Raw genomic sequence first — 21,486 nt, 5'->3', positions numbered from 1 at the left:
CGTAGTTGCCCACTGATCGGTGGTTGAGTGAGCCGCCGCATTGTGGTTAGGGTCGTTCATGACTCGTCTCCGCGCAATGGCCGCCGCACTTGCCGTGACCGCGGCCTTAGCGGGCTGCTCCACCTCGGGAACCGCCACGCCGGCGTCGGCACCGACGACCACCGAAGTCACGGTCACCACCGAGCGCGCCGAGCCGACGTCTACAACGCCGACCACTACCTCGAGTGCCGCCGAGCCGTACGTTGTCGGCAGCACCAGGGTCACCGGATCCACGGAACATGCCACCTACGACGTCGCAATTCCGCAGCTCAGTGGTGGAAATCCCGCTGTGACGACGGAGTTCAACGAGTCGATGCGCGCCGCGCTCCAGGATCAGATCGATGGTGACTACGGGAACGACTTCGCCCTCAGCGACGGCTACTCGACGGGTACGACCTACGTCGGGCGGCGCGTGATCAGTGCCGAACAGATCACCGATTGGATCGCCGTACCGCCCGGAGCGCACGGTAATTCACTGCTTGCGACCGTGACCATCGACGCCGACACCGCGCAACCGATCTCCCTCGGTGATGCCTTCACCGACCTCGATGCCGGTCTGTCGCGGCTGTCCGAACGAGCAGCGGAGATTCTTCCGACCACCCGCGCGGGCGAAAGTTTCGAGCGCTCGGGCATCGAGCCGACGGTGGCCAACTTCGCGAACTGGACGGCATCGCCGGAGGGAATGAACATTCACTTCGGTGACTACCAGGTGGGGTCCTACGGCATCGGCCTCATCACGATCACGGTCCCGTGGACCGACCTGTCCGACGTCCTCGCTCCCGGCATGCAGGCTGTTTTGAGTAGCTGAATGTCGGCTCACCCCGCAATGCGAGCATGGACCCATGATGATTCGCGCAGGGGTGCTGGAGGTTGCGTACGACCGCTTCGGTGATCCGTCCGGCCACGCAGTGGTGCTGCTGCACGGGTTTCCCTACGACACCAGGTCCTACGACGACGTCACCAGGCTGCTCGCCGAGTCCGGTTACGACGTCGTGGTGCCGTACCTGCGCGGCTTCGGACCGACCCGGTTCGTCGACGCCGACACGAAGCGCTCCGGTGAACAGGCCGCGATCGGCCACGATCTCCGTGAGCTGATCGTCGCGCTGAAACTGAACAGGCCCATCGTCGCCGGCTACGACTGGGGTGGGCGAGCGGCATGCGTCGTTGCTGCCATGTGGCCGGAGCTGGTGTCGGGTCTGGTGAGCGTGTCCGGGTACCTCGTACAGGACATCGCTGCGGCTGTGTCGACGCCGGTGCTGCCACACCTCGAGAAGCGGTACTGGTATCAGTACTACCTGCACTCCGAGCGGGGCCGAGCCGGGCTGGCGGCCTACCGCGCAGAGATCGCACAAACGCTGTGGACGGATTGGTCGCCTACATGGCGGTTCGGCGACTCCGAATTCGCGGCCACTGCACCCTCGTTCGACAACCCCGACTTCGTGGACGTGTCCGTGCACTCGTATCGGCACCGATACGGCATCGAGGGCGGGGACGCCGCCTACGCAGAAACGCAGGAGTTGCTGACACAGCAGCCGAGGATCACGGTGCCCACGGTCGTGATCGATCCGACCGAGGACACCGTTGCCTCGTTGTACGGCAGCCCGGACCACCCGGCGCACTTCACCGATCTGATCGATGTTCGTCAGGTCGAGTGCGGCCACAACCCGCCTCAGGAGTTGCCCGGGCAGTTCGCCGACGCCATCGTGACGCTGGGCCAGGTGGTCCGGGATCGGCAACGGCCCTAGCTGAACTAACTAGTCGACCGCGAGCTCGCCCAGTTCGTTCCAGTCGGTGCCGTCGACCTCTTGGCTGATGATCTTCGGCGTCTCCTGCAGGTACGGCGGGAGATCCTTCTGGGCCTGCTTGAAGTGATCCGAATTCACATGTGCGGCACCGGCGTCCGGGTCCTTGAATGCCTCCACGAGGACGTACTCGGTGGGGTCGTCGAGGGTGCGGGACCAGAAGTACCAGAGGCAACCTTCCTCGGCCTGGCACGCTTCGGTGAAATCGCGTGAGATCTCGGGCCAGTTGTCGGCGTGCTCGGGCTTGACCTTGAACTTGGCGGTGATGAAGATCAACGTTGCTCCTCGTAGTTGGGGTTATGCCGGTGGGTTGTACCCGATTTCAGGGTACGAGAATCGCGCGGCCGCGAACCCGTCCGTTGTCGAGGTCGTCGATGGCGCTCTGAAAGTCGTCCAGTGAGTAGGTCTGCGTGTGCAGGTTGACGGCACCGCGTGCGGCGAGGGACATCAGATCGCACAGGTCGTTGTAGGACCCGACGAGATTGCCGACGATGTTCTTCTCCGCCGACACCAGGTCGATCGTCGGCACGTCGACGTTCTCGCCGTACCCGATGACGTGATAGTCACCGGCCCGCCTGGTCATCGCCAATCCCTCTGCCGTGGAACCGTTCTCGCCGACGAAGTCGAGAACCACCTCGGCTCCGAAGCCGCCGGTGAGTTCCATGACCTGATCGACCTGACTGCCGTCGGCGACCACCGCGTGATCGGCCCCCAATGTGAGCGCGAGTTTCACGGCATCGGCATTGCGGTCGATGACGATCAGCTCGGCGGGCGACAGCGCTTCGAGTACCTGAATGCCGATGTGGCCGAGGCCGCCTGCTCCGATGACGACACACTTGTCGCGTGGAGTCAGCCGCCGGGCCGCCTTCGCGGCCGCGTGATAGGCCGTCAGGCCGGCATCGGCGAGCGCAGCGACCGCAGACGGTTCGAGCGAATCATCGATCTTGACGACGGTTCGAGCATTGGTCCGCAGATAGTCGGCGTATCCACCGTTGGTGTCGATGCCGGGGAAATCGCTCGTCTCGCAATGGACGTCGTCTCCGGATCGGCAGGCGCGGCACAACCCGCACGTGACGAGTGGATGCAGAATCACCTTGTCGCCCTCGCGCACGTTGGTCACGGCCGAGCCGACGGCGTGGACCCACCCGGCGTTCTCGTGCCCGATCGTGTACGGCAGTGTGACGCCGGACTTCTCGGCCCACTGGCCTTCGAGGATGTGCAGATCGGTACGGCACACGCCGGCACCGCCGATCCTGACGATGACGTCGAGTGGACCCTGTACTTCCGGAATCGGAACCTCGGTCATCTCCAGATTCTTGTGATATCCGACGACCTGGACGGCGCGCATCGAACTCATGAAACATGCTCCTGTGTAGTGCGGAGGGGGACAGTGAGAGTGGTAAGAGGAACGAACGCGCCCTCCTCGCGAGGGACTTGTTGTTCCTCTGCGCCGGGGTAGCGGGTCTGCAGTAATCCGCGGCAGAAGTGCGCATTACCGTCGATCGAGACGCGGGTGGCGCGGGCGCGTCGCATCACCATCGTCAGGTCGCCGGTGTGCGGGCGACCTGCATGATCGACCAGTGCCGGAGCGGCCGGGTCGACCCTCAGCCCGAGTGCCTCACGTCGGCGAAGCAGCGCGGTCGAGGTGCGATCGTCCGCTAGATCTCCGAGAACCACTGCAGCCAAGTCATTTTCGGTCGAGTCGGGATTGGCGCGCAACCATGCCATGAGCGACCGTTCCATCGCCGCCACATAGGCCTTGCGGCGGAACGTCGCTCGTAGTTCGTCGAGATCCTCCTCGGCCTCGTGACCGAAAGTGCCGCGGTAGCCCGCGTCGGCGGCGAGCCCGGCGTTGATCTTGTCCGAGTCGTGGTGATCGTCCAGTTCGACGAGAACGTGCTCGGTCCACGGCAGCGCCGTCAACACATCCTTCGCATCCCCCGACATCAGGTACGCGAAATTCGGTGAGCAGAACGACGTGGGCAACCGTAGATGAACGTGGACGGTGCCCTCGTCGACTTCGAGCGACCGGACGAAGCCGAGATCGGTGATGGGCTCGTCCAATTCGGGATCCAGGACGACACCGAGGGCGGTGTACGCCTCGTCCTTCCTGGTGGTCACAGCAGTCGTCACGTCACACCGCCGCAAGGTCGGCGCGTTCGGGCTGGCGCGGTCCGGTCTCGGTCTCGTCGGCGTCGGGCAGCTGCAGTTCTGCAGGCACCGGGATGTCGTAGAGCTTGGCGGCGTTGAGTCCGAGCACCTTCTTCTTCTGCTCGAGTGTGATCGGTGCGTATTCGTCCAGGGACTCGTGGATCTGGAAGTCGACGAACCCTTCGACCAGCCACTTGGGCGTCCACAGTGCGTAATCGGAGGAGAAGAAGATGCGGTCCTCGCCCAGCCAGTACAGCAACTCGCCCATAATCTGCCCGAAGTACTTCGGACGGGTGTGCATGAACGGAATGGCCACGGCGAGGCCGGCGTACACGTTGGGCTCCTGGGTCGCGATCCAGCAGAAATCCTCGAGCCGCGGCAGGCCACAGTGTTCGACCACGAAGTTCAGATCGGTGAAGTCGGTGGCCACGTGATCGACATCGGCGACGTCGAACGCGTCGCGGTCCAGGGGACGGATGGTCGGCCCCTTGTGCACATGGATGTTCTTGATGCCGACCTCGCGGCACACTTCGAGGTAGCGCCGCGTCCAGTCGTCGTCGAGCTTGTAACCGCGAGAATCACCGTGCCACTCGGCGGTGTACAGCTTGACGCCCTTCAGCCCGAAGCGTTCCGCATCCGCGCGCAGTTGGTCCAGTCCACGCTCGCCGTTACGCGGGTCGAAGTGATGGTTGTAGGTCAACTTGTCCGGGTGAGCTGCAGCCAGCGCCGACGCTTCCTCCGTCTGCCCGAACCCGGTCTTGTAGAACTCCCCGAGGTGCGCCGGCTGGAAGATCGCGTGATCGACGTATCCGATCTCGAACAGGTCGTGCATCAGCCGCTCGCCGCCCTGGTAGAGGTACTCGTCGTACGTCCACAGCTCGCTCTCGGGGGAGAGGTTGCGGTGATAGTCGTAGAAGCAGTCGATGAACTGCTTGCCGTGGATGTTGCGTTGGTTCTCCTGCCGCGCATCCCAGAGCGCGACGTGGGCATCCACGATGAAGTAGTTTTCGCCGTTCTTGCTGTACATGGCTGACCTCCAGAGACTGTGCGTGACGTCTGTCACAAGTGATCTGTCGACGACGGTAGGCGCGGCGGAGGCTCGGCGACGTGGCGCGATGTCTCAATTCGAGACGCTGGTTCCCGATACGTGGCAACCGGCGAATGTAACCTGGATCACATGGGAGATTCCGAGGGTCTCGTACGGGCCCGCTTGCATTCGGAGCCTCTCGCTGCCGTGTCGCATCGGTTGCTCGCATCGTGGCACCGAAGCCAGGAATTCGGAGTGCCGCTCGAAGACGTCGCGCCCGCATTTTCGGGCACCTACGACGGCGAATCGCTGTTCTACCGATGTGGGCGCGAGGTGCTCGACGGTCTGCGCGACACGTTGGCGAACGAGCCGGTGTCGATGATGCTGACCGACGCCGAGGGCCTGGTGCTCGATCGGGTGAGCGCGGACCGCGAGCTGTTGGCAGCGCTCGACCGCGTCCATCTGGCCCCAGGCTTCTCGTACGGCGAGAATCAAGCGGGCACCAACGGCCTCGCCCTCGCACTCGCCGATCGAATTCCCGCAGTGGTGCGTGCCTCGGAGCACTACTCGCTCTCGCTCACCGGATACACCTGCGCCGCGGCACCGGTACTGAATCCGATGACGGGCACCGTGGAGGGCTGCGTCAACCTCACCACGTGGTCGGAGTCGTCGACGGATCTGCTGCTGGCCCTTGCCCAGTCGGCGGCAGGGAACACCGCGGCAATGATGCTCGCGCGAGCGCAGGGACAGCACGCGCGTCCGGCACCACGTGGGACGGTCTTTCGCGTCGAAGCGTCATCGGGTCGGCCGGGTGCGGGCAGCGTCCCGACGCTGTCGACGCGGTGGAACCAGGCTCTCGCGTCCTCCGAAAAAGCTCTGAGCCAACATGATTCGGTCCTACTGGTGGGAGAGCCGGGCGCCGGACGTGCCACGATTCTGGCCCGAGCGCTCCGTACCATCCGCCCACGGGGACGAATCCTCAGTGCCGGAGTTCCGGCGGCACGCGACGTCGATGCCTGGCTGGACCTGTGGACGCCCGAGCTGCCCAAGCCGGACACCGCCGTCATCGTCCGAGACGTGGACCGGCTTCCGGCGCGAGGGGCAGACGCTTTGGCGGAACTGATCTCTCGCGTCGGTGACGGCGTTCCCGTCACGCTGACGGCCTCCGATTACGACGCTGTTCCCGCTGCCCTGGCGCAGTTGGTGCGTTCGGTCGTCGAGGTCCCGCCGCTGCGCGATCGGCCCGAGGACATCTCTCCGCTCGCTCGGCATCTGGCGTTGCGGGCGCGTGGACGCGAGGTCAGCCTGACCGTCGACGCCGAACGAGCCCTCGTCGGATATTCGTGGCCGGGGAACGTCACCGAGTTGGCGACGGTGATGCACGAGGCGGCGGTCCGCGCCGACGTCGTCGGCGTGAACCACCTGCCGCCCGAGGTGCTTTCGCGGACCACGCAGCGTCTGACACGAATCGAGACGTTCGAACGCGACGAGATGATTCGAGTACTCAGCCGGCCCGGCATCACGATGAATCAGGCGGGCGAGGAACTGGGAATGAGTCGGGCCACGATCTACCGCAAGCGAGACCGCTACGGCATCACGCTGCGTTCCCACACGTAGCGTCGGTGGACCTGCGAGAAAAACTCCGACTTCCGAGCCCGCGCGGCCGCGGGTACATCTAGTGTCGCTGGTATGGCATCTCCGGCAATAGAACTCGAGGTGGGCACGCGCACGGTGCGCATCTCCAACCCCGATCGGGTGTACTTTCCCGAGAGCGGTGCCACCAAGTTGGACCTGGTGAACTACTACCTGAGCGTCGGCGACGGCATCGTCCGCGCGTTGCGGGAACGGCCGTGCATGATGCATCGCTTCCCCAAGGGCCTCGCCGGTGAGAAGGTGCACCAGAAGCGGGTGCCGCACGGAGCCCCGCCGTGGTTGGAGACCGTCGAGGTGACGTTTCCCCGCTACAACCGCACCGCGGACGAGTTGTGCGTGACCGAATTGGCGCACGTGGTCTGGGCGGTCCAGATGTCGACGGTGGAGTTCCATCCGTGGAACTCACGCCGTGCCGACGTCGAGATGCCCGACGAATGGCGCATCGACCTCGATCCGATGCCCGACTGCCCCTTCGATCGGGTGCAGCGCGTCGCCGGGGTGGTGCACGAAGTTTTGGGAGATCTCGGTGCCGTCGGCTGGCCCAAGACCTCGGGCGGTCACGGTCTGCACATCTACGTTCGCATCGACCCCGCCCACGGGTTCAAGGACTTACGAAGGGCTGCACTGGCATTCGCGCGGGAGGTGGAGCGCCGCGCACCCGAGGACGTGACGACGACGTGGTGGCGCAAGGATCGCGACCCGTCGAAGTTGTTCGTCGATTACAACCAGAATGCGCGCGACCACACGATCGCCAGCGCGTATTCGGTGCGGGGAAACCCGAAAGCGACTGTGTCGACGCCCATTTCATGGGCCGAGGTGTCCGACGTCGATCCAGGTGAGTTCACGATCTTCACGGTGCCGGCCAGATTCGCCGAACTGGGCGACCTGCATGCGGGTATCGACGACGCGGTGTTCGCTATCGACGAGTTACTCGAATGGGCGGAGCGCGACGAGCACGAGGGGCTGAGCGACCCGGAGAAATAGCCGAACTCGCAGTTATGTAGGGAGATCCGCGGAAATCCGTACATAACTGCGAGTTCGGCAGCAACAAGACAGCTCTAGTCGGTGCCGGACTCGATTGCTGCGTGGTCGAGGGCTGCGGAGTCCACCGAGTTTTCGGCGCTGCTGGCGGCGATGGCGTCGGCTCCACCGGGGGCGAGTTCGCCGATCAGGTCGCCCCAGGCGGTCAGCTGATCCTGGGCAGCGTATTGCTCGAGTTTGCTGCGCGAATCTGCGATGTCGAGGTTGCGCATCGTCAACTGGCCGATGCGGTCGCCGGGGAAGAAGGCCTGGCCCTGGCTGCGTTCCATCGACAGTTTCTCGGGGTGGTAGCTGAAGTTGCTGCCCTGGGTGTCGACGATGGTGAAGTCCTGACCGCGGCGCAGACGAACCGTCACGCTGCCGCTGACGACGTTGCCGACCCAGCGCTGCAGGCCCTCGCGCAGCATGAGTGCCTGCGGATCGAACCAGCGGCCCTCGTAGAGCAGGCGTCCGAGGCGGCGGCCCTCGTTGTGGTACGAGGCGATGGTGTCCTCGTTGTGGACGGCGTTGACGAGCCGCTCGTACGTGATGTGCAGCAGTGCCATACCCGGGGCCTCGTAGATGCCACGGCTCTTGGCCTCGATGATCCGGTTCTCGATCTGGTCGGACATGCCGAGTCCGTGACGTCCGCCGATGGCATTGGCTTCCATCACCAGGTCGACGGCGCTGTCGAAGGTCTTGCCGTTGATGCGGACGGGACGGCCACGCTCGAAGTCGACGGTGACGTCCTCGGGTGCGATCTCGACCTCGGGGTCCCAGAATCGGACACCCATGATGGGCGAGACGATCTCGAGGGAGGTGTCGAGGTATTCGAGGCTCTTCGCCTCGTGGGTGGCACCCCAGATGTTGGCGTCGGTGGAGTACGCCTTCTCCGCCGAGTCACGGTAGGGGAGGGTGCGCTGGGTGAGCCACTGCGACATCTCGTGCCTACCGCCGAGCTCGGCGACGAATGCCTCGTCGAGCCACGGCTTGTAGATCCGCAACTCGGGGTTGGCGAGCAGGCCGTAGCGGTAGAACCGCTCGATGTCGTTGCCCTTGTACGTCGAGCCGTCGCCCCAGATGGAGACGCCGTCCTCCTGCATCGCGCGCACCAGCAGCGTGCCGGTCACGGCGCGGCCGAGGGGAGTGGTGTTGAAGTACGTCTGCAGCGACGATCGGATATGGAACGCTCCGCAGGTCAGTGCCGCGAGACCCTCCTCGACCAGCGGTTCGCGGCAGTCGATCAGCCGGGCCTGCTCGGCGCCGTACGCGAGGCCGCGGGCGGGCACGTCGGACAGATCCGGCTCGTCGTACTGGCCGATGTCGGCGGTGTAGGCAAACGGGATCGCGCCGTGCTCGCGCATCCACGCCACGGCCACCGAGGTGTCGAGACCACCGGAGAATGCAATGCCGATTCGTTCACCGACCGGGAGAGAGTTCAGTACCTTCGTCACGGCCAGCAGCTTAGTGGGGGTCGTTCCGCAGGCTTCACTCCCGGCCTAGTCGTAGGCCGCCCGGGCCGAGTCACTAGTGGTCGGCCCGATCGGCGAGCGACTCCACTGCACCCCGGACGGCGTCGAGGTGCGCGGTCATGGCGCGGGCCGCTGCGTCGTACTCGCCGGATCGGATGCCGGCGACGATGGCGTCGTGTTCGATGTTGGACTGCTGCTGTCGGTGTGCGACGAGGTTCAACGTTTCGGACTGCCGCGTCAAGGCATCTCGGATGTCGACGACGATCGACTCGAACACACGGTTCCTGCTGGCCCGCGCGATCGCGGTGTGGAACTGCGCGTCCAACAGGACCCAGGCCTCGTGGTCGTCCTCGGAACGCATTTCGTCGGCTAGGCCGGAGAGCACCGCCAATTCGTCGTCGGTGCGTCGTTCGGCCGCCCACCCGGCTGCGGGTACCTCGACGTGGGGGCGGGCCTCCATGAGTTCGCGTGCCTCGTAGTTGCCGATGTCGAGGTCGCTACCCACTCGGTCGCGGACGACGAAGGTGCCGAGTCCTGTCTTGGTTTCGGTCAGACCGAGCGCGTGGCACGAGCGCAGCGCCTCGCGGATGACCGAACGACTGACGCTGTGCCTCGCGGCCAGCGCCGCCTCGGACGGGAGCTTCTGCCCGACGGGGAGTTTGCCCGACGAGATCGCGGCACGCAGGTCGGCAAACACTGCTTCGGCGGCGCTCATGCGGGCATTGGTGGGCGCACTGACTGCCCAGCTGTCCGACAGGTTCATGCAGTGATCCTATCCCGGGGTTGACCGACGAGGTGTTCTGCGCCACACTCTACCTGTCAGACAGCCGGACAGCTGGACACCCCATGAAGGAGCGCACCCACCGTGGCCGATACCCGCATCGAGAAAGACCTTCTCGGCGAACGCGAGATTCCGACGAGCGTCTATTGGGGGATCCATACCCTGCGTGCGCTGGAGAACTTTCCCATCACGGGGCGGCCGATCTCCACCAACGCACACCTCGTACGCGGGCTCGCAGCTGTGAAGTGGGCGGCCGCGGCGGCCAATCAGGATCTCGGAATTCTCGACGCCACCCGCGGGGAAGCGATCCGGGCCGCGTGCCAGGAGATTCTCGACGGTCAGTGGCACGAGCAGTTCGTCGTCGACGTCATTCAGGGCGGCGCGGGTACGTCGACCAACATGAACGCCAACGAGGTCATCGCCAACCGGGCGTTGGAAATCCTCGGCCACGCGCACGGTGACTACTCGATGCTGCACCCCAACGAGCATGTGAACGCCTCGCAGTCCACCAACGACGTGTATCCGACGTCGGTGAACATCGCGACCATCTTCGCTGTGCACGAGCTGATCGCATCGATGAAGGTGCTGCGAGATTCGTTCTCCCGCAAAGCAAGCGAGTTCGCCACTGTCGTCAAGATGGGCCGCACCCAGCTGCAGGACGCGGTGCCGATGACACTCGGCCAGGAGTTCGGCACCTACGCGATCATGATCGACGAGGACTGCTCACGTCTGGAGGAAGCCGCGCTGCTGGTGCACGAGATCAACCTCGGTGCCACGGCCATCGGCACCGGGCTCAATGCCCCTGCCGGATACACCGAATCGGCCGTCGCGCACCTGCGCACCATCACCGGCCTGCCGTTGGTCACCGCAACGGACCTGATCGAGGCAACGCAGGATGTCGGCCAGTTCGTGCATCTGTCGGGTGTGCTCAAGCGCGTCGCAGTGAAACTGTCGAAGATCTGCAATGACCTTCGGCTGCTGTCCTCCGGGCCGCGCGCGGGCTTCAACGAGATCAATCTGCCTCCGATGCAGGCGGGTTCGTCGATCATGCCCGGCAAGGTCAACCCCGTCATTCCCGAGGTTCTCAATCAGGTTGCCTACGAGGTGATCGGTCACGACGTCACCATCACGATGGCTGCCGAGGCAGGGCAGTTGCAGCTCAACGCTTTCGAGCCGATCATCGTCAAATCTCTGTCCGACGGTATGGCGCATCTGAGTGCGGCCTGCCGCACCGTCGCGCATCGGTGCGTCGACGGCATCACCGCGAACGTCGATCTGCTGCGTGAGCGGGTGGAGAACTCGATCGGTCTGGTCACCGCGCTCAGCCCGTACCTCGGATACGTGGAATCGACTGCCATTGCGCAGGAAGCACTGGTCACCGGCCGAAATGTCGTCGACCTGGTGCTCGAGAAGGGCCTGCTGGCCCGGGAAGAACTGGATCGTTTGCTGAGCCCCGAGCATCTCGCGAACCTGCGGGTGGCTCCCACCGAGCATTCCGTTGCTCCCGAGACGTCGACGAGGTAATGCGATGAGCACCGAGAACCCGACCCAGAAGCAGGCCTTCAGCGAAGAGGGCCTGGGGTATCGAAAAGAGTTGGCTCCGCGCCAGATTCAGATGATCGCCATCGGCGGCGCGATCGGCACCGGCCTGTTCATGGGTGCCGGTGGGCGACTGCGCGACGCCGGGCCCGCATTGGTTCTGGTCTACGCACTGTGCGGATTCTTCGCGTTCCTGATCCTGCGCGCACTGGGTGAGTTGGTCATGCACCGCCCGTCCTCGGGATCGTTCGTCTCGTACTCCCGCGAGTTCTTCGGCGAGAAGGTCGCGTTCGCGGCCGGATGGCTCTACTGGATGAACTGGGCGATGACGGCCGTCGTCGACGTGACGGCAGTGGCGCTGTACATGAACTTCTTCAAGAAGTACTGGGCACCACTGGGCAACGTCGATCAGTGGGTGTTCGCGCTGGCCGGCCTGGTGTTGGTTCTCGGTCTGAACCTGGTGTCGGTCAAGGTGTTCGGTGAGCTCGAATTCTGGTTTGCGCTCATCAAGGTCGTGGCCCTGGTGACGTTCCTCGCGATCGGCACCTACTACGTCATATTCGGTACCCCCATCGACGGTCAGGCTCCCGGTCTGAGCGTCCTCACCGACAACGGCGGTCTCATCCCCAACGGACTGCTTCCGGCGATCGTCGTGATCCAGGGCGTCGTATTCGCCTATGCCTCCATCGAATTGGTCGGTACCGCCGCCGGAGAGACGCAGAACCCCGAGAAGGTCATCCCCAAGGCGATCAACACCGTCATCGTCCGCATCGTCGTCTTCTACGTCGGCTCGGTGCTGCTGCTCTCGCTGTTGCTGCCGTACACCGCGTATCAGGCCGGTGAGAGTCCGTTCGTCACGTTCTTCGGAGCGATCGACGTCGAGGGTGCCGACGCGATCATGAACCTCGTCGTGCTCACCGCGGCGCTGTCGTCTCTCAACGCCGGGCTGTACTCCACCGGTCGCATCCTGCACTCGATGGCGGTCGCCGGTTCGGCACCGAAATTCGCGGCCCGCATGAACAAGCAGGGAGTTCCGTACGGCGGCATCGCATTGACGTCGGTGGTGACGCTGCTCGGCGTCGTCCTCAACGCCGTCGTGCCGGCGCAGGCGTTCGAGATCGTGCTGAACCTCGCCGCGCTCGGCATCATCAGCGCGTGGGCCGTCATCGTGGCGTGCCAGCTCAAATTCTGGTCGCTGTCCAAGACCGGCGCTGTCACTCGGCCGGCGTTCCGGCTGTTCGGTGCCCCGTACACCGGCTACGCAACGCTAGGCTTTCTGGCGTGTGTGATCGTGCTGATGGCCTTCGACAAACCCGTCGGTACGTGGACCGTGGCGTCCATCCTGCTCATCGCGCCGATGCTGATCGCCGGATGGTACATGTGCCGCAACAGAATTCGAGAGGTGGCCGCCCGTAATGAATGAGGAGTGGAGCCTGCAGGAACGACCGGACGGTTCTGAGTTCGTCGCGTTGTTGACTACCGGTGGGACGATCGCCAGTAGTCGCGACGAGCACGGGGTTTCTCGGCCGGTCGCAGGCGTGGGCGTCGACATGGACGGCGTGGTGGTGCGCGAGGTGATGTCGAAGGACAGTTCCGCCCTGGACTTCGCCGATCTCGACACCATTCGCACTGCCGTGGTCGACGCGTTGGCCGAGGACGGCTGCGCCGGAGTGGTGGTGTTGCACGGTACCGACACCATGGAGGAATCGGCGTTGTACGTCGACCTGTTCCACGACGATGCGCGTGCGGTGGTGTTCACCGGGGCCCAACGGACCGCCGATCATCCGGACCCCGACGGCCCCGGCAACATCGCCGCGGCGGTGGCGGCGGCGCGGTCCGAGCAGGGGGTGCTGATCGCGTTCGGCGGACGAGTACTGCCGGCCCGTGGGGCGATCAAGAAGCACACTTCCGAACTCGACGCCTTCCGGTCGGCAGCAGTGCCGAGGCCGGACCCGCTGCGGTGGCAGCCCGTCGCGGGAGTGCGCGTGGACGTCGTGGCCCTGTACCCGGGCGCGGACGGAGTACAGATCGATGCCTGTCGCGAAGCCGGGGCGTCGGGCATCGTGCTCGAGGCGTTGGGCTCGGGTAACACCAACGCTCTGGTGGTGCACGCGGTGAAAGAGGCCGTCGCCGCTGGGCTGCACGTTGTCGTCACGACGCGGGTGCCGTTCGGCGAGACCTCACCGACGTACGGCGGCGGAGGCGGCGGCCACGATCTGCTCGACGCCGGTGCGGTCTTCTCCCGCGAACTCCGGGCCGGACAGGCGCGCATCCAGTTGGCGGCGCTGGTTGCCACCGGAGCACGTGATGTGGTTGTCCACGATTCGTTTGCATAGGCGGGATCCCGCCTGCGGAGCAAAATAGTGGACACTCAGCGCACTACGGAGGCGTGACATGGGCACGATCGAGATCGAGTTCGCTCCGCACTGGGTGAACGCGTCGTTGGTGCGCACGTTGGCGCGGCCGTTCGTGACGATCGACGGCGTCGAGCATCGTCAGTCGTGGGCCGAGCCGTCCACCTACGAGCTGGCATCGGGTGGCCACGAGCTCACCGCATTCATCCGCTACCGCGGCATGACGTCCGCGCTCGGCACCGGGCGGCGACACGTCGAACTCGGTGCAGAACAGCACCTTCGGCTGCGAGCTCGCAACGGGTGGGCGAATCACATGCCGTTCGAGTTACAGCTCCGACTCGCCCCAGGTCTCGACGCGTAGTTCGTCCCCGACCGAGATGGTTCCTTCCACGATCACCGAGAACTTTGAGCCGAAGGCGACGCCCTTCTGCCGGGCCCGGCGGTAGGTGCCGAGAGTGCGCAGGGGTTCGGGTCCGGTGCGAACACCGGTGCTCTGCTCCACCGTGGTGACGGCGCAGCGGATCGCCAGCTTCGTGTACGCCAATCGTGCGTCGCCGATCGAGATGTCGCGAAATTCGTCCTCGACATGAGCGTCATCTCCGCCGTCGACGACGATGTTGGGCCGAAATCGGTCGATCGGCAGCGGGGCATCGAGGCGGGAGTTCAGACCGGCCAGCGTGGCGGTCGAGAGGATGTGCACGGCGGCGCTGTCGGCGAAGTGGGCCGAGCCGGGACGCATTCCGTCGGTGACGCGGCCGTGATCGCGGGGCGCAGCGACGAGGCGAGAGGGCTCGCCGATGACGTCGGTGAGCCAGGCGGCGATGTCGTCGCCCTGGTCGATGCCCCGCAGCGGCTTACCGAACATTGTGACCTCGCGGCCCGCGGAATCACGATCGACGACGGCGGTGACGCTCCCTGCCGTCTCGTGGCGCAGTGTCAGTGAGCCGTTTTCCACCGAGCAACGAACGACGGCCAGTACGGGATCGGTGCGTTGGCTGCGGAACGAGCCGTCGGAGTCGACGATCATGAACGCTCGGTCGTGTTCGAGACCGGCTGTGCTCACCCGGGTCGAGTTCAGGGCCGTACCGGCACATCCTTTGACGGGATAGGTCACCAGAGACGACACGCGCACCCGTCGAGGATACTGGGACACATGACTCGTGCTCTGTTGATAGTCGATGTTCAGAACGATTTCACCGAGGGCGGTGCCTTGGCCGTGGTCGGCGGTGGGGAGGTGGCGCGCAGAATCAGCGCGTACCTCGCCCGGAGCGGCGACGACTACGACCTGGTGGTGTCCTCACGCGACTGGCACGACGGCGACAGCGACAACGGTGGACATTTCGCGACCGACGCCGCCCCGGACTTCGTCACCACGTGGCCCGTGCACTGCGTGGCGGGCACGGTCGGCGCGGAATATCACCCGGACTACCGAACCGGCAGTGTGGATGTGCATGTCTACAAGGGGCAGGGCAGGCCGTCGTACTCGGCGTTCGAAGGCGTCACAAACAACGGAACATCGCTGTCCGAGATCCTGACCGCCAATGAGGTGACGGCCGTGGACGTCGTCGGTCTCGCCACCGATTACTGCGTCCTGGCGTCGGCGAAAGATGCAGTGGCACAGCACCTGAACGTTCGCGTTCTCACCGATCTGGTGGCCGGGGTCGCTCCCGAGACCTCCGCAGCTGCTCTCGACGAACTTCGCGGAGCCGGCGCGGCCGTGGTGTGAAACAGAGGTGGTCTAGGAGTCGATCGTGGTGGTGATGGACGTGACCGACGGTGCCGCGGGGGTGCTGCCGAAGCCGAACGTCACCGGGGGACTGACGGGCGTCAGCGAGCCGAGGTCCTCGCCCTGCCAGGATGCGACGACGTCGACGACGCGGTGTTGGTTCCTGGCCCCGTAGTATTCGCGCCGGCCTCCGCCGGCGCTGCCACGAGTTCGTACTCCGCGCAGTATCACTCGGGCGATGGGGTCGCTGATCGTGCAGAACCACGGTGCGGTGGACACGGCGTCCGGGACGAGGCTCAACGCCCGGCCGAGAACCGTCGGTCCGGCCACTCGAATGCGTACCGACAGATCCCCGGCGACGACGGACCGCCACCCGTCGGGCTGTTCGGAGAAGGTGACCGGTACCAGCTCGGTGGAATCGAACGAGTATGTGGCCGTGACGAATTCACGGACCGCCTCGCTCGGGGCCACGAGTAGGCGTCGACCGTCCGCGAATTGGACCATCACATCGGTGAATTCGCCGAGGGGCGAGCGCGTCCAGTGGCCGACGACGATACGCACTCCTGAGGCCGTACCTACCCCGTAGATCTCTCCGTGAAACCGTGATCTGGTCATCTTCGTGCACTCTCACCTAGGTAGCGCTATGCGGTGCATAGTGGAGGTCATGGCGTCCTCGCAACCCACTGTATTCGTCCTGTTCGGCGCGACCGGAGACCTCGCGAAGCGAATGGTTCTGCCGTCGTTCTACCAACTCCACGTCGAAGGTCTGCTGCCCGAGAAATGGATCCTGATCGGTAACGGTCGCAAGGACTCGTCCGACGACGAGTTCCGCGACCACGTGAAAGATGTGCTCGACGAGTTCGCCGAGAACGTGGCCGACGACGATTGGTCGGCGTTCTCGAAGCGAATCCGGTTCGCGGGCAACGGCTTCACTGTCGACGATCCCGGCAAGCTCCCCGACGTCGTCGCCGACGCCAGGAAGGAGATCGGTGACGACGCCCAGCTGGTGCACTACATCGCGCTGCCGCCGAGCACGTTCGTCGATTACACCGAGGCGTTGGGGGCGCACGATCTCGCCGACGGTGCAAGAGTGGTGTACGAGAAGCCGTTCGGCACCTCGCAGAAGAACTTCGAGGAACTCGACGAAGCCGTGCACAAGGTCGTCGACGAGAGCCAGGTCTATCGCATCGACCACTTCCTCGGCAAGGAAGCGACGCAGAATCTTCACGTGCTGCGGTTCGCCAACGGCATGATCGCCGGCATCTGGAACGCCGAGCACGTCTCCCAGGTGCAGATCGATGTGCCGGAGACGCTCGACATCGACGACCGCGCCGAGTTCTACGACGCCACCGGAGCCGTGCTGGACATGTTGGTGACGCACCTGTTCCAGGTCGCGGCCGAAGTAGCGATGGAACCACCGAACTCGTTGAAGGCCGAGGATCTGCAATCGGCGCGCGAGACGGTGATCGGAAAGTTCCGTCCACTCGACACCGACGAGGTGGTTCTGGGGCAGTACGACGGCTACCGCGACGTCGACGGAGTTGCCGAGGATTCGACGGTCGACACGTTCGTCGCGGCCAAGTTGTGGGTGGACACCGACCGCTGGCGCGGAGTTCCGTTCCTGCTCCGCACCGGAAAGATGTTGGGGGTGAGCAATCAGCGCGTCTCGCTCGTCTTCCGGCAGCCGGCCGACAGCCCGCTCACCGACCTGCCGCACGACGGGGCCGTGCTCACGTTCGACCTGTCCGGAGACGGCAGCATCGACATCGGCATGACGGTCAAGGAACCGGGACCGGATTTCGACCTGTCCGTCGGTCACCTGTCGTTGCCGCTGAAATCGGTGCCCGACGCGGAGCCACTGAGCCCGTACTCCCGCCTGATCCTCGACGTGTTGAACGGCGACCGGTCGCTGTTCACCAGACCCGACGGCCTGGCCCACGTGTGGGAGGTGGCGGCACCGCTGTTGAACGATCCGCCCGCGGTGAAGAATTATGCGCCGGGTTCGATGGGGCCGACAGAAGCCGACGATCTGGCTGCGCCCTGCGGTTGGCTGATCACCGGGAAAACAGACGACTGAGTCGCTATTTTCCCGCCCCGAAACAGCCGGTGGGTCCTTTATGTCCGAAACGGTGGAATGGATCGCGTCTGGAACGTTATGTTCCTGTGGCCTGGTCACACTCCGACTCGGGCCACGACGTGTCTTTCGAAAGGCTCAACCATGCTCCTCGATCTCCTGACCGGACTCCTGCCCATCCTCGGCGGCGGCGAAGACGGCGGCATCACCGGACCCATCACCGGTGGCCTCACCGATGGTCTCGGTGAACTTCTGGACGGACTGCTCGGCGGAAGCACCGGTAGCTTCGGCTCCAGCTAGACCTCGAGTCGACACTTCCGACGACAAGGCCCCGCTCCTCTACCCCGAGGATGCGGGGCCTTTCTGCGGTCGTGGGTGTTCACGGGCGGCGCGGCATCAGCATCAGTGCCGCCAGATAGATCAGCACGACCGTGCCACCGCTCAGAACTGCACCGGCGACGGTGGCGACGCGAACGAGGTTGACGTCCCAGCCGAAGTAGTCGGCAATACCGCCGCAGACGCCTCCGATCATCTTCTGCGAGTTGGACAGGGTGAATTCTCTGGGTGAACTGCTCTCGAATGTCATGGTGAGAAGTCTGCGTCGTCGATGCCTGTGCGCACATCGGGGCTTTCACCCATATCGACCCGGAGAATCGAACGTTCGAGGAACGGGGCATCGAACAAGTTCGGTGACTGTTACGACGCAGTCGCTCGACCTGTTGTCGGCGCGAGGATTACGGTCGGATGTGTCGGGCGCTTCCGGTCCGTCCCCCTTGCGGACCGGAAGCGTGTCCGATGCGTCCGGATGCGCCGGGTGTTCACCGAATCGCCATGGGCCGGTCACCGATGAGCACTAACTTTCGGCGCATGACCGACTTCGATCTCCGCAACGGCGTGACTCCACGAAAGAATCTCAGCGACGTGCAGGACATCACGACCGCCGTGGATCTTGCCGATACTTCGAGGTTCGTCGTCGACGACTCCGATGACGACGACCCGGTGCTGCTGACGGTTCCGGGTGGTCACGTCGTCGACACCTGGCGCGAGAACTACCCCTACGACGAGCGCATGACCCGCGCCGAGTACGAACTCGAGAAGCGTTTACTGCAAATCGAACTGCTCAAGCTGCAGATGTGGTCCAAGGACACCGGACGACGCCACGTCATCATCTTCGAGGGACGCGACGCCGCCGGTAAGGGCGGCACGATCAAGCGGTTCATGGAGCACCTCAACCCCCGCGGCGCACGCGTCGTCGCGTTGGAGAAACCGTCGGTGCGGGAATCGACGGAGTGGTATTTCCAGCGGTACATCGGCCATCTGCCTGCGGCCGGGGAGATCGTGATGTTCGACAGGTCCTGGTACAACCGTGCCGGTGTCGAACGGGTCATGGGATTCTGCACCGAGGAGCAGCATGCTCAATTCGTCCGGCAGGCACCGCTGTTCGAGCAGATGCTGGTGGACGAGGGCATCAGCTTGACCAAGTTCTGGTTCTCGGTGTCGCAGCACGAGCAGCGCACGCGCTTTGCGATCCGCCAGGTGGACCCGGTACGGCAGTGGAAACTCTCGCCGATGGATCTTGCATCACTGGACAAGTGGGATGCGTACACCGCTGCGAAGGAGGAGAACTTTCGCGCCACCGATACCGACGTGGCACCGTGGACCGTGGTCAAGAGCAACGACAAGAAGCGCGCGCGGATCAACGCGATGCGGTTCGTGCTCAACAAGTTCGACTACGCCAACAAGGACGCCGAAATCGTGGGTGAAACAGACCCGCTGCTCGTGGGTCGCGCGAAAGACGTCCTCGGAGAATAGTTCCCGGCCATGAACCGGGATCTGCTCGGCGAAGCTCTTGCGTCCCTGCAGTATCCGAGCCGAGAGTTCGTGCCGCGTTGTGCACCGCGCCGGTGGTTGCGGTAGGAAAGTGGTAGGCCGTATCACCTACGGCTGTACGAAGAGACGAGCATCAGGAGTTCTCATGGGTTCAGCTGCACAGTTCATCACCGACATTGCCACCGGAGTCTACGACGGCATCGTCGACGCGATCGTCGAGCAGATCGTCGGCGTGCTGACGTCGGGTAGTGCCGCCTGATTCGTCGGTATACGAGTCGCGGTCGCTGTCGGGGGCGGCCGCGACTTTTCGGTTCCGTGACCGTTTTGTGACAGCTCACCAATATTTCTGACTTTTCGACGTCAATGCGTGTGCGAAACGTTATCCGTTCGGGTAGAAATCTTCATGCAGAGGTAATCGAGTGACGACCGTCACGTTCGATCTGCACATCCCTCGAACAACAAGGAGCCTGTCGCATGTCCGCTGAACTCGGTGACCTCTTGGCAATCTTCATCCAGCTCTTCTCGGGTATCAGTTCTTCCTCCGACTGACATCCCTGGCTCCGCGCCGTAGGCCTCGGCCTGGACGGCCGACCGGAGCCGGATCGATGAACAGTAAGGCTCGCGACGCCGCGTCGGCGGCGAATCCCCCTCTCTCGAAGGAGTTTTGATGGAATTTCTCTCGCTGTTGCTGCAGTTGCTCGCTGTCGGCAGCTCCGAAGGAACAGGTTCGGTCGTCAACATCCCCGGCACGCTTCCCAGCTGAAGCGCGACCCCGAAGCCGGGCCCGACATACCGTCGGGCCCGGCTTTCTTGGTTTCGAAGTGTCATTCGTTCGACCGAAATATCTTCCAACGGTCGATGATTCGCTGCCGACCGGGTAGACCTGAACCTCATCGTCGATGCGCTCGGTATCGACGGTAGAAGAGGGGGCACCATGCTCGAAGCCATAGTCGGGTTCATCAACAGCAAGCTTTTCTGGATCGGCTTGTCGACCGGCAGCTTTTACCCGATCATCCTGTGAGCCAGAGCCCTGGGGAAGGTGCTGCCGCACCCGTCATAGGGTGGGCCGATGCAGACGGTTCCGATTCAGATGCCCGACGGTTCGACGGTGCCGGTGACGCTGTTTCCGGGTGAGGGCCGAGACGACGCGCCCGTCATCGTCGTTCTCCCGGGTCTCGGCATCCCCGGCGGCTACTACCGGCTGTTCGCCGAAGCGCTCGTCGCCCGCGGATTCCATGCTGCGATCGGCGATCTTCGGGGCCAAGGGGACAGTAAGCCGAAGCCGAGTTCGTCGAGCAGGTACGGATATCAGGAACTGGTTTCGGTCGACTTTCCGGCGATCTTCGAGGTGGTACGCGAGCAGTTCCCCGCCGCAACCCCGTATCTGCTGGGCCACAGTATGGGCGGACAACTGGGCTCGATGTATGCCGCCCGTATTCGCGGCAGGCTCGGCGGCTTGATCCTGGTGGCATCCGGGTCGCCGTATCACCGCGGTTTCGGCAGAACTCGTGGAGTGCCGCTCTACGTCGGCGCTGCAGCGATGGCGATCACCAGCAATATTGCCGGATTCTGGCCGGGAGACCGCATCGGGGTCGGAGGATTCGGCCGTCAGTCGAGGGTGTTGATCGACGACTGGTCGCGGTTCGCCCGAACGGGCTCGATCGAGCCGTCCGGTGCCGACATCGACTACGAGGAACGGATGGGCCGTCTGACCCTTCCGGTCTTGGCGGTGACCATCGAGGGCGACGATCTGGCACCCAAGGGTTCGATGGAGAATCTGACGGCCAAGCTCGCCAACGCCGACATCACCACCGAACACATCGACGAGCCGTTGGGCCACAACGGGTGGATCCGCAATCCCACGGCGGTGGCCGACCTCGTCGCGCGGTGGATGCACCGCTGACACAACCCCGTGCCGACCGATACGGTCGTTTGGATTAATTCATGCGATAAGTTCCAACTCGAAGCCCGTTCTGGTGTAGAACGCTATTGTCTCAACTTTTGTTCGGCCGAGGATA

At 64.3% G+C, this 21,486-nt stretch carries 22 protein-coding genes; 13 read left to right on the top strand and 9 right to left on the bottom strand.

Annotated elements, in window-relative coordinates; all coding sequences use genetic code 11:
- Positions 1-58: 58 nt before the first annotated feature.
- On the top strand, positions 59-847 hold the full coding sequence (locus E4P29_RS02035; protein ID WP_135041464.1) for an RsiV family protein: 789 nt from the start codon (positions 59-61) through the stop codon (positions 845-847).
- Positions 848-881: 34 nt separating this feature from the next.
- Positions 882-1,784 carry an alpha/beta hydrolase gene (locus tag E4P29_RS02030; RefSeq protein ID WP_135041462.1) on the top strand — a complete coding sequence of 301 codons (903 nt, stop codon included), beginning with the start codon at positions 882-884 and terminating at the stop codon, positions 1,782-1,784.
- 9 nt (positions 1,785-1,793) lie between these two features.
- Here the strand turns inward: E4P29_RS02030 and E4P29_RS02025 are convergent, their stop codons facing one another.
- Genes E4P29_RS02025 through E4P29_RS02010 form a run of 4 tightly spaced genes read right to left on the bottom strand, consistent with a single transcriptional unit; the run spans position 1,794 to position 5,019 of the window.
- Complete coding sequence (locus tag E4P29_RS02025) at positions 1,794-2,117, bottom strand: putative quinol monooxygenase (RefSeq protein ID WP_032382260.1); 324 nt, start codon at positions 2,115-2,117, stop codon at positions 1,794-1,796.
- A 46-nt stretch (positions 2,118-2,163) separates the two neighbouring features.
- Positions 2,164-3,189, bottom strand: a complete 1,026-nt coding sequence (locus tag E4P29_RS02020; protein WP_135041894.1) for an NAD(P)-dependent alcohol dehydrogenase — start codon at positions 3,187-3,189, stop codon at positions 2,164-2,166.
- A gap of 5 nt (positions 3,190-3,194) precedes the next feature.
- On the bottom strand, positions 3,195-3,974 hold the full coding sequence (locus E4P29_RS02015) for an iron-sulfur cluster assembly protein (RefSeq protein ID WP_245154110.1): 780 nt from the start codon (positions 3,972-3,974) through the stop codon (positions 3,195-3,197).
- A 1-nt stretch (position 3,975) separates the two neighbouring features.
- Positions 3,976-5,019: an amidohydrolase family protein gene (locus E4P29_RS02010; RefSeq protein ID WP_135041458.1), complete on the bottom strand. Its 1,044-nt coding sequence runs from the start codon at positions 5,017-5,019 to the stop codon at positions 3,976-3,978.
- A gap of 150 nt (positions 5,020-5,169) precedes the next feature.
- Here E4P29_RS02010 and E4P29_RS02005 point away from each other — a divergent pair, with 150 nt between their 5' ends.
- Together E4P29_RS02005 and ligD are read left to right on the top strand one after the other, a co-directional pair.
- Positions 5,170-6,636 carry a helix-turn-helix domain-containing protein gene (locus E4P29_RS02005; protein WP_135041456.1) on the top strand — a complete coding sequence of 489 codons (1,467 nt, stop codon included), beginning with the start codon at positions 5,170-5,172 and terminating at the stop codon, positions 6,634-6,636.
- A 72-nt stretch (positions 6,637-6,708) separates the two neighbouring features.
- The gene (gene ligD / locus E4P29_RS02000) at positions 6,709-7,656 is read left to right on the top strand and encodes a non-homologous end-joining DNA ligase (RefSeq protein ID WP_135041454.1); all 948 of its coding nucleotides are present in this window, start codon (positions 6,709-6,711) and stop codon (positions 7,654-7,656) included.
- A 74-nt stretch (positions 7,657-7,730) separates the two neighbouring features.
- Here ligD and argG read toward each other — a convergent pair whose 3' ends face one another.
- Together argG and E4P29_RS01990 are read right to left on the bottom strand one after the other, a co-directional pair.
- Complete coding sequence (gene argG, locus E4P29_RS01995; protein WP_135041452.1) at positions 7,731-9,146, bottom strand: argininosuccinate synthase; 1,416 nt, start codon at positions 9,144-9,146, stop codon at positions 7,731-7,733.
- Positions 9,147-9,219: 73 nt separating this feature from the next.
- The gene (locus E4P29_RS01990) at positions 9,220-9,927 is read right to left on the bottom strand and encodes a FadR/GntR family transcriptional regulator (protein ID WP_135041450.1); all 708 of its coding nucleotides are present in this window, start codon (positions 9,925-9,927) and stop codon (positions 9,220-9,222) included.
- 102 nt (positions 9,928-10,029) lie between these two features.
- On the opposite strand from E4P29_RS01990, the gene aspA reads away from it, so the two are divergent.
- From aspA to E4P29_RS01970, 4 genes are read left to right on the top strand one after another with little or no spacing between them, the layout of a single operon-like run.
- Positions 10,030-11,469, top strand: coding sequence for an aspartate ammonia-lyase (gene aspA, locus E4P29_RS01985; protein WP_135041448.1), 1,440 nt, complete (start codon positions 10,030-10,032; stop codon positions 11,467-11,469).
- A 4-nt stretch (positions 11,470-11,473) separates the two neighbouring features.
- The gene (locus E4P29_RS01980; protein WP_135041446.1) at positions 11,474-12,907 is read left to right on the top strand and encodes an amino acid permease; all 1,434 of its coding nucleotides are present in this window, start codon (positions 11,474-11,476) and stop codon (positions 12,905-12,907) included.
- On the top strand, positions 12,900-13,820 hold the full coding sequence (locus E4P29_RS01975; RefSeq protein WP_135041444.1) for an asparaginase: 921 nt from the start codon (positions 12,900-12,902) through the stop codon (positions 13,818-13,820). Before E4P29_RS01980 ends, E4P29_RS01975 begins: the two co-directional genes overlap by 8 nt.
- 58 nt (positions 13,821-13,878) lie before the next feature.
- Positions 13,879-14,199, top strand: coding sequence for a hypothetical protein (locus E4P29_RS01970; RefSeq protein ID WP_135041442.1), 321 nt, complete (start codon positions 13,879-13,881; stop codon positions 14,197-14,199).
- Here E4P29_RS01970 and E4P29_RS01965 read toward each other — a convergent pair.
- Complete coding sequence (locus tag E4P29_RS01965) at positions 14,164-14,970, bottom strand: MOSC N-terminal beta barrel domain-containing protein (protein WP_135041440.1); 807 nt, start codon at positions 14,968-14,970, stop codon at positions 14,164-14,166. The genes E4P29_RS01970 and E4P29_RS01965 overlap by 36 nt on opposite strands.
- A 21-nt stretch (positions 14,971-14,991) precedes the next feature.
- On the opposite strand from E4P29_RS01965, the gene E4P29_RS01960 reads away from it, so the two are divergent.
- Entirely contained in the window at positions 14,992-15,564 is a 573-nt protein-coding gene (locus tag E4P29_RS01960; protein ID WP_135041438.1) for an isochorismatase family protein, read from the top strand.
- Between the two features lie 12 nt (positions 15,565-15,576).
- Here E4P29_RS01960 and E4P29_RS01955 read toward each other — a convergent pair whose 3' ends face one another.
- Positions 15,577-16,179 carry a hypothetical protein gene (locus E4P29_RS01955; protein WP_135041436.1) on the bottom strand — a complete coding sequence of 201 codons (603 nt, stop codon included), beginning with the start codon at positions 16,177-16,179 and terminating at the stop codon, positions 15,577-15,579.
- Between the two features lie 49 nt (positions 16,180-16,228).
- Between E4P29_RS01955 and E4P29_RS01950 the strand changes: the two genes are divergently transcribed.
- A complete protein-coding gene (locus E4P29_RS01950; protein ID WP_135041434.1) occupies positions 16,229-17,641 on the top strand; it encodes a glucose-6-phosphate dehydrogenase (NADP(+)) in 1,413 nt (470 codons plus the stop codon).
- A 141-nt stretch (positions 17,642-17,782) separates the two neighbouring features.
- The gene (locus tag E4P29_RS25825; RefSeq protein WP_155288427.1) at positions 17,783-17,938 is read left to right on the top strand and encodes a hypothetical protein; all 156 of its coding nucleotides are present in this window, start codon (positions 17,783-17,785) and stop codon (positions 17,936-17,938) included.
- Between the two features lie 79 nt (positions 17,939-18,017).
- On the opposite strand, the gene E4P29_RS01945 is transcribed toward E4P29_RS25825, so the two are convergent.
- A complete protein-coding gene (locus E4P29_RS01945; protein ID WP_135041432.1) occupies positions 18,018-18,224 on the bottom strand; it encodes a PspC domain-containing protein in 207 nt (68 codons plus the stop codon).
- Between the two features lie 281 nt (positions 18,225-18,505).
- Here E4P29_RS01945 and ppk2 point away from each other — a divergent pair, with 281 nt between their 5' ends.
- Positions 18,506-19,450 carry a polyphosphate kinase 2 gene (gene ppk2 / locus E4P29_RS01940; protein WP_135041428.1) on the top strand — a complete coding sequence of 315 codons (945 nt, stop codon included), beginning with the start codon at positions 18,506-18,508 and terminating at the stop codon, positions 19,448-19,450.
- A 1,087-nt stretch (positions 19,451-20,537) separates the two neighbouring features.
- Positions 20,538-21,371 carry an alpha/beta fold hydrolase gene (locus tag E4P29_RS01935; RefSeq protein WP_135041426.1) on the top strand — a complete coding sequence of 278 codons (834 nt, stop codon included), beginning with the start codon at positions 20,538-20,540 and terminating at the stop codon, positions 21,369-21,371.
- Positions 21,372-21,486: the final 115 nt, after the last annotated feature.

It is taken from the genome of Rhodococcus sp. 1R11 (assembly GCF_004563845.1).
Taxonomy (GTDB): domain Bacteria; phylum Actinomycetota; class Actinomycetes; order Mycobacteriales; family Mycobacteriaceae; genus Rhodococcoides.
This window is presented reverse-complemented; position numbering and strand designations above follow the sequence as displayed.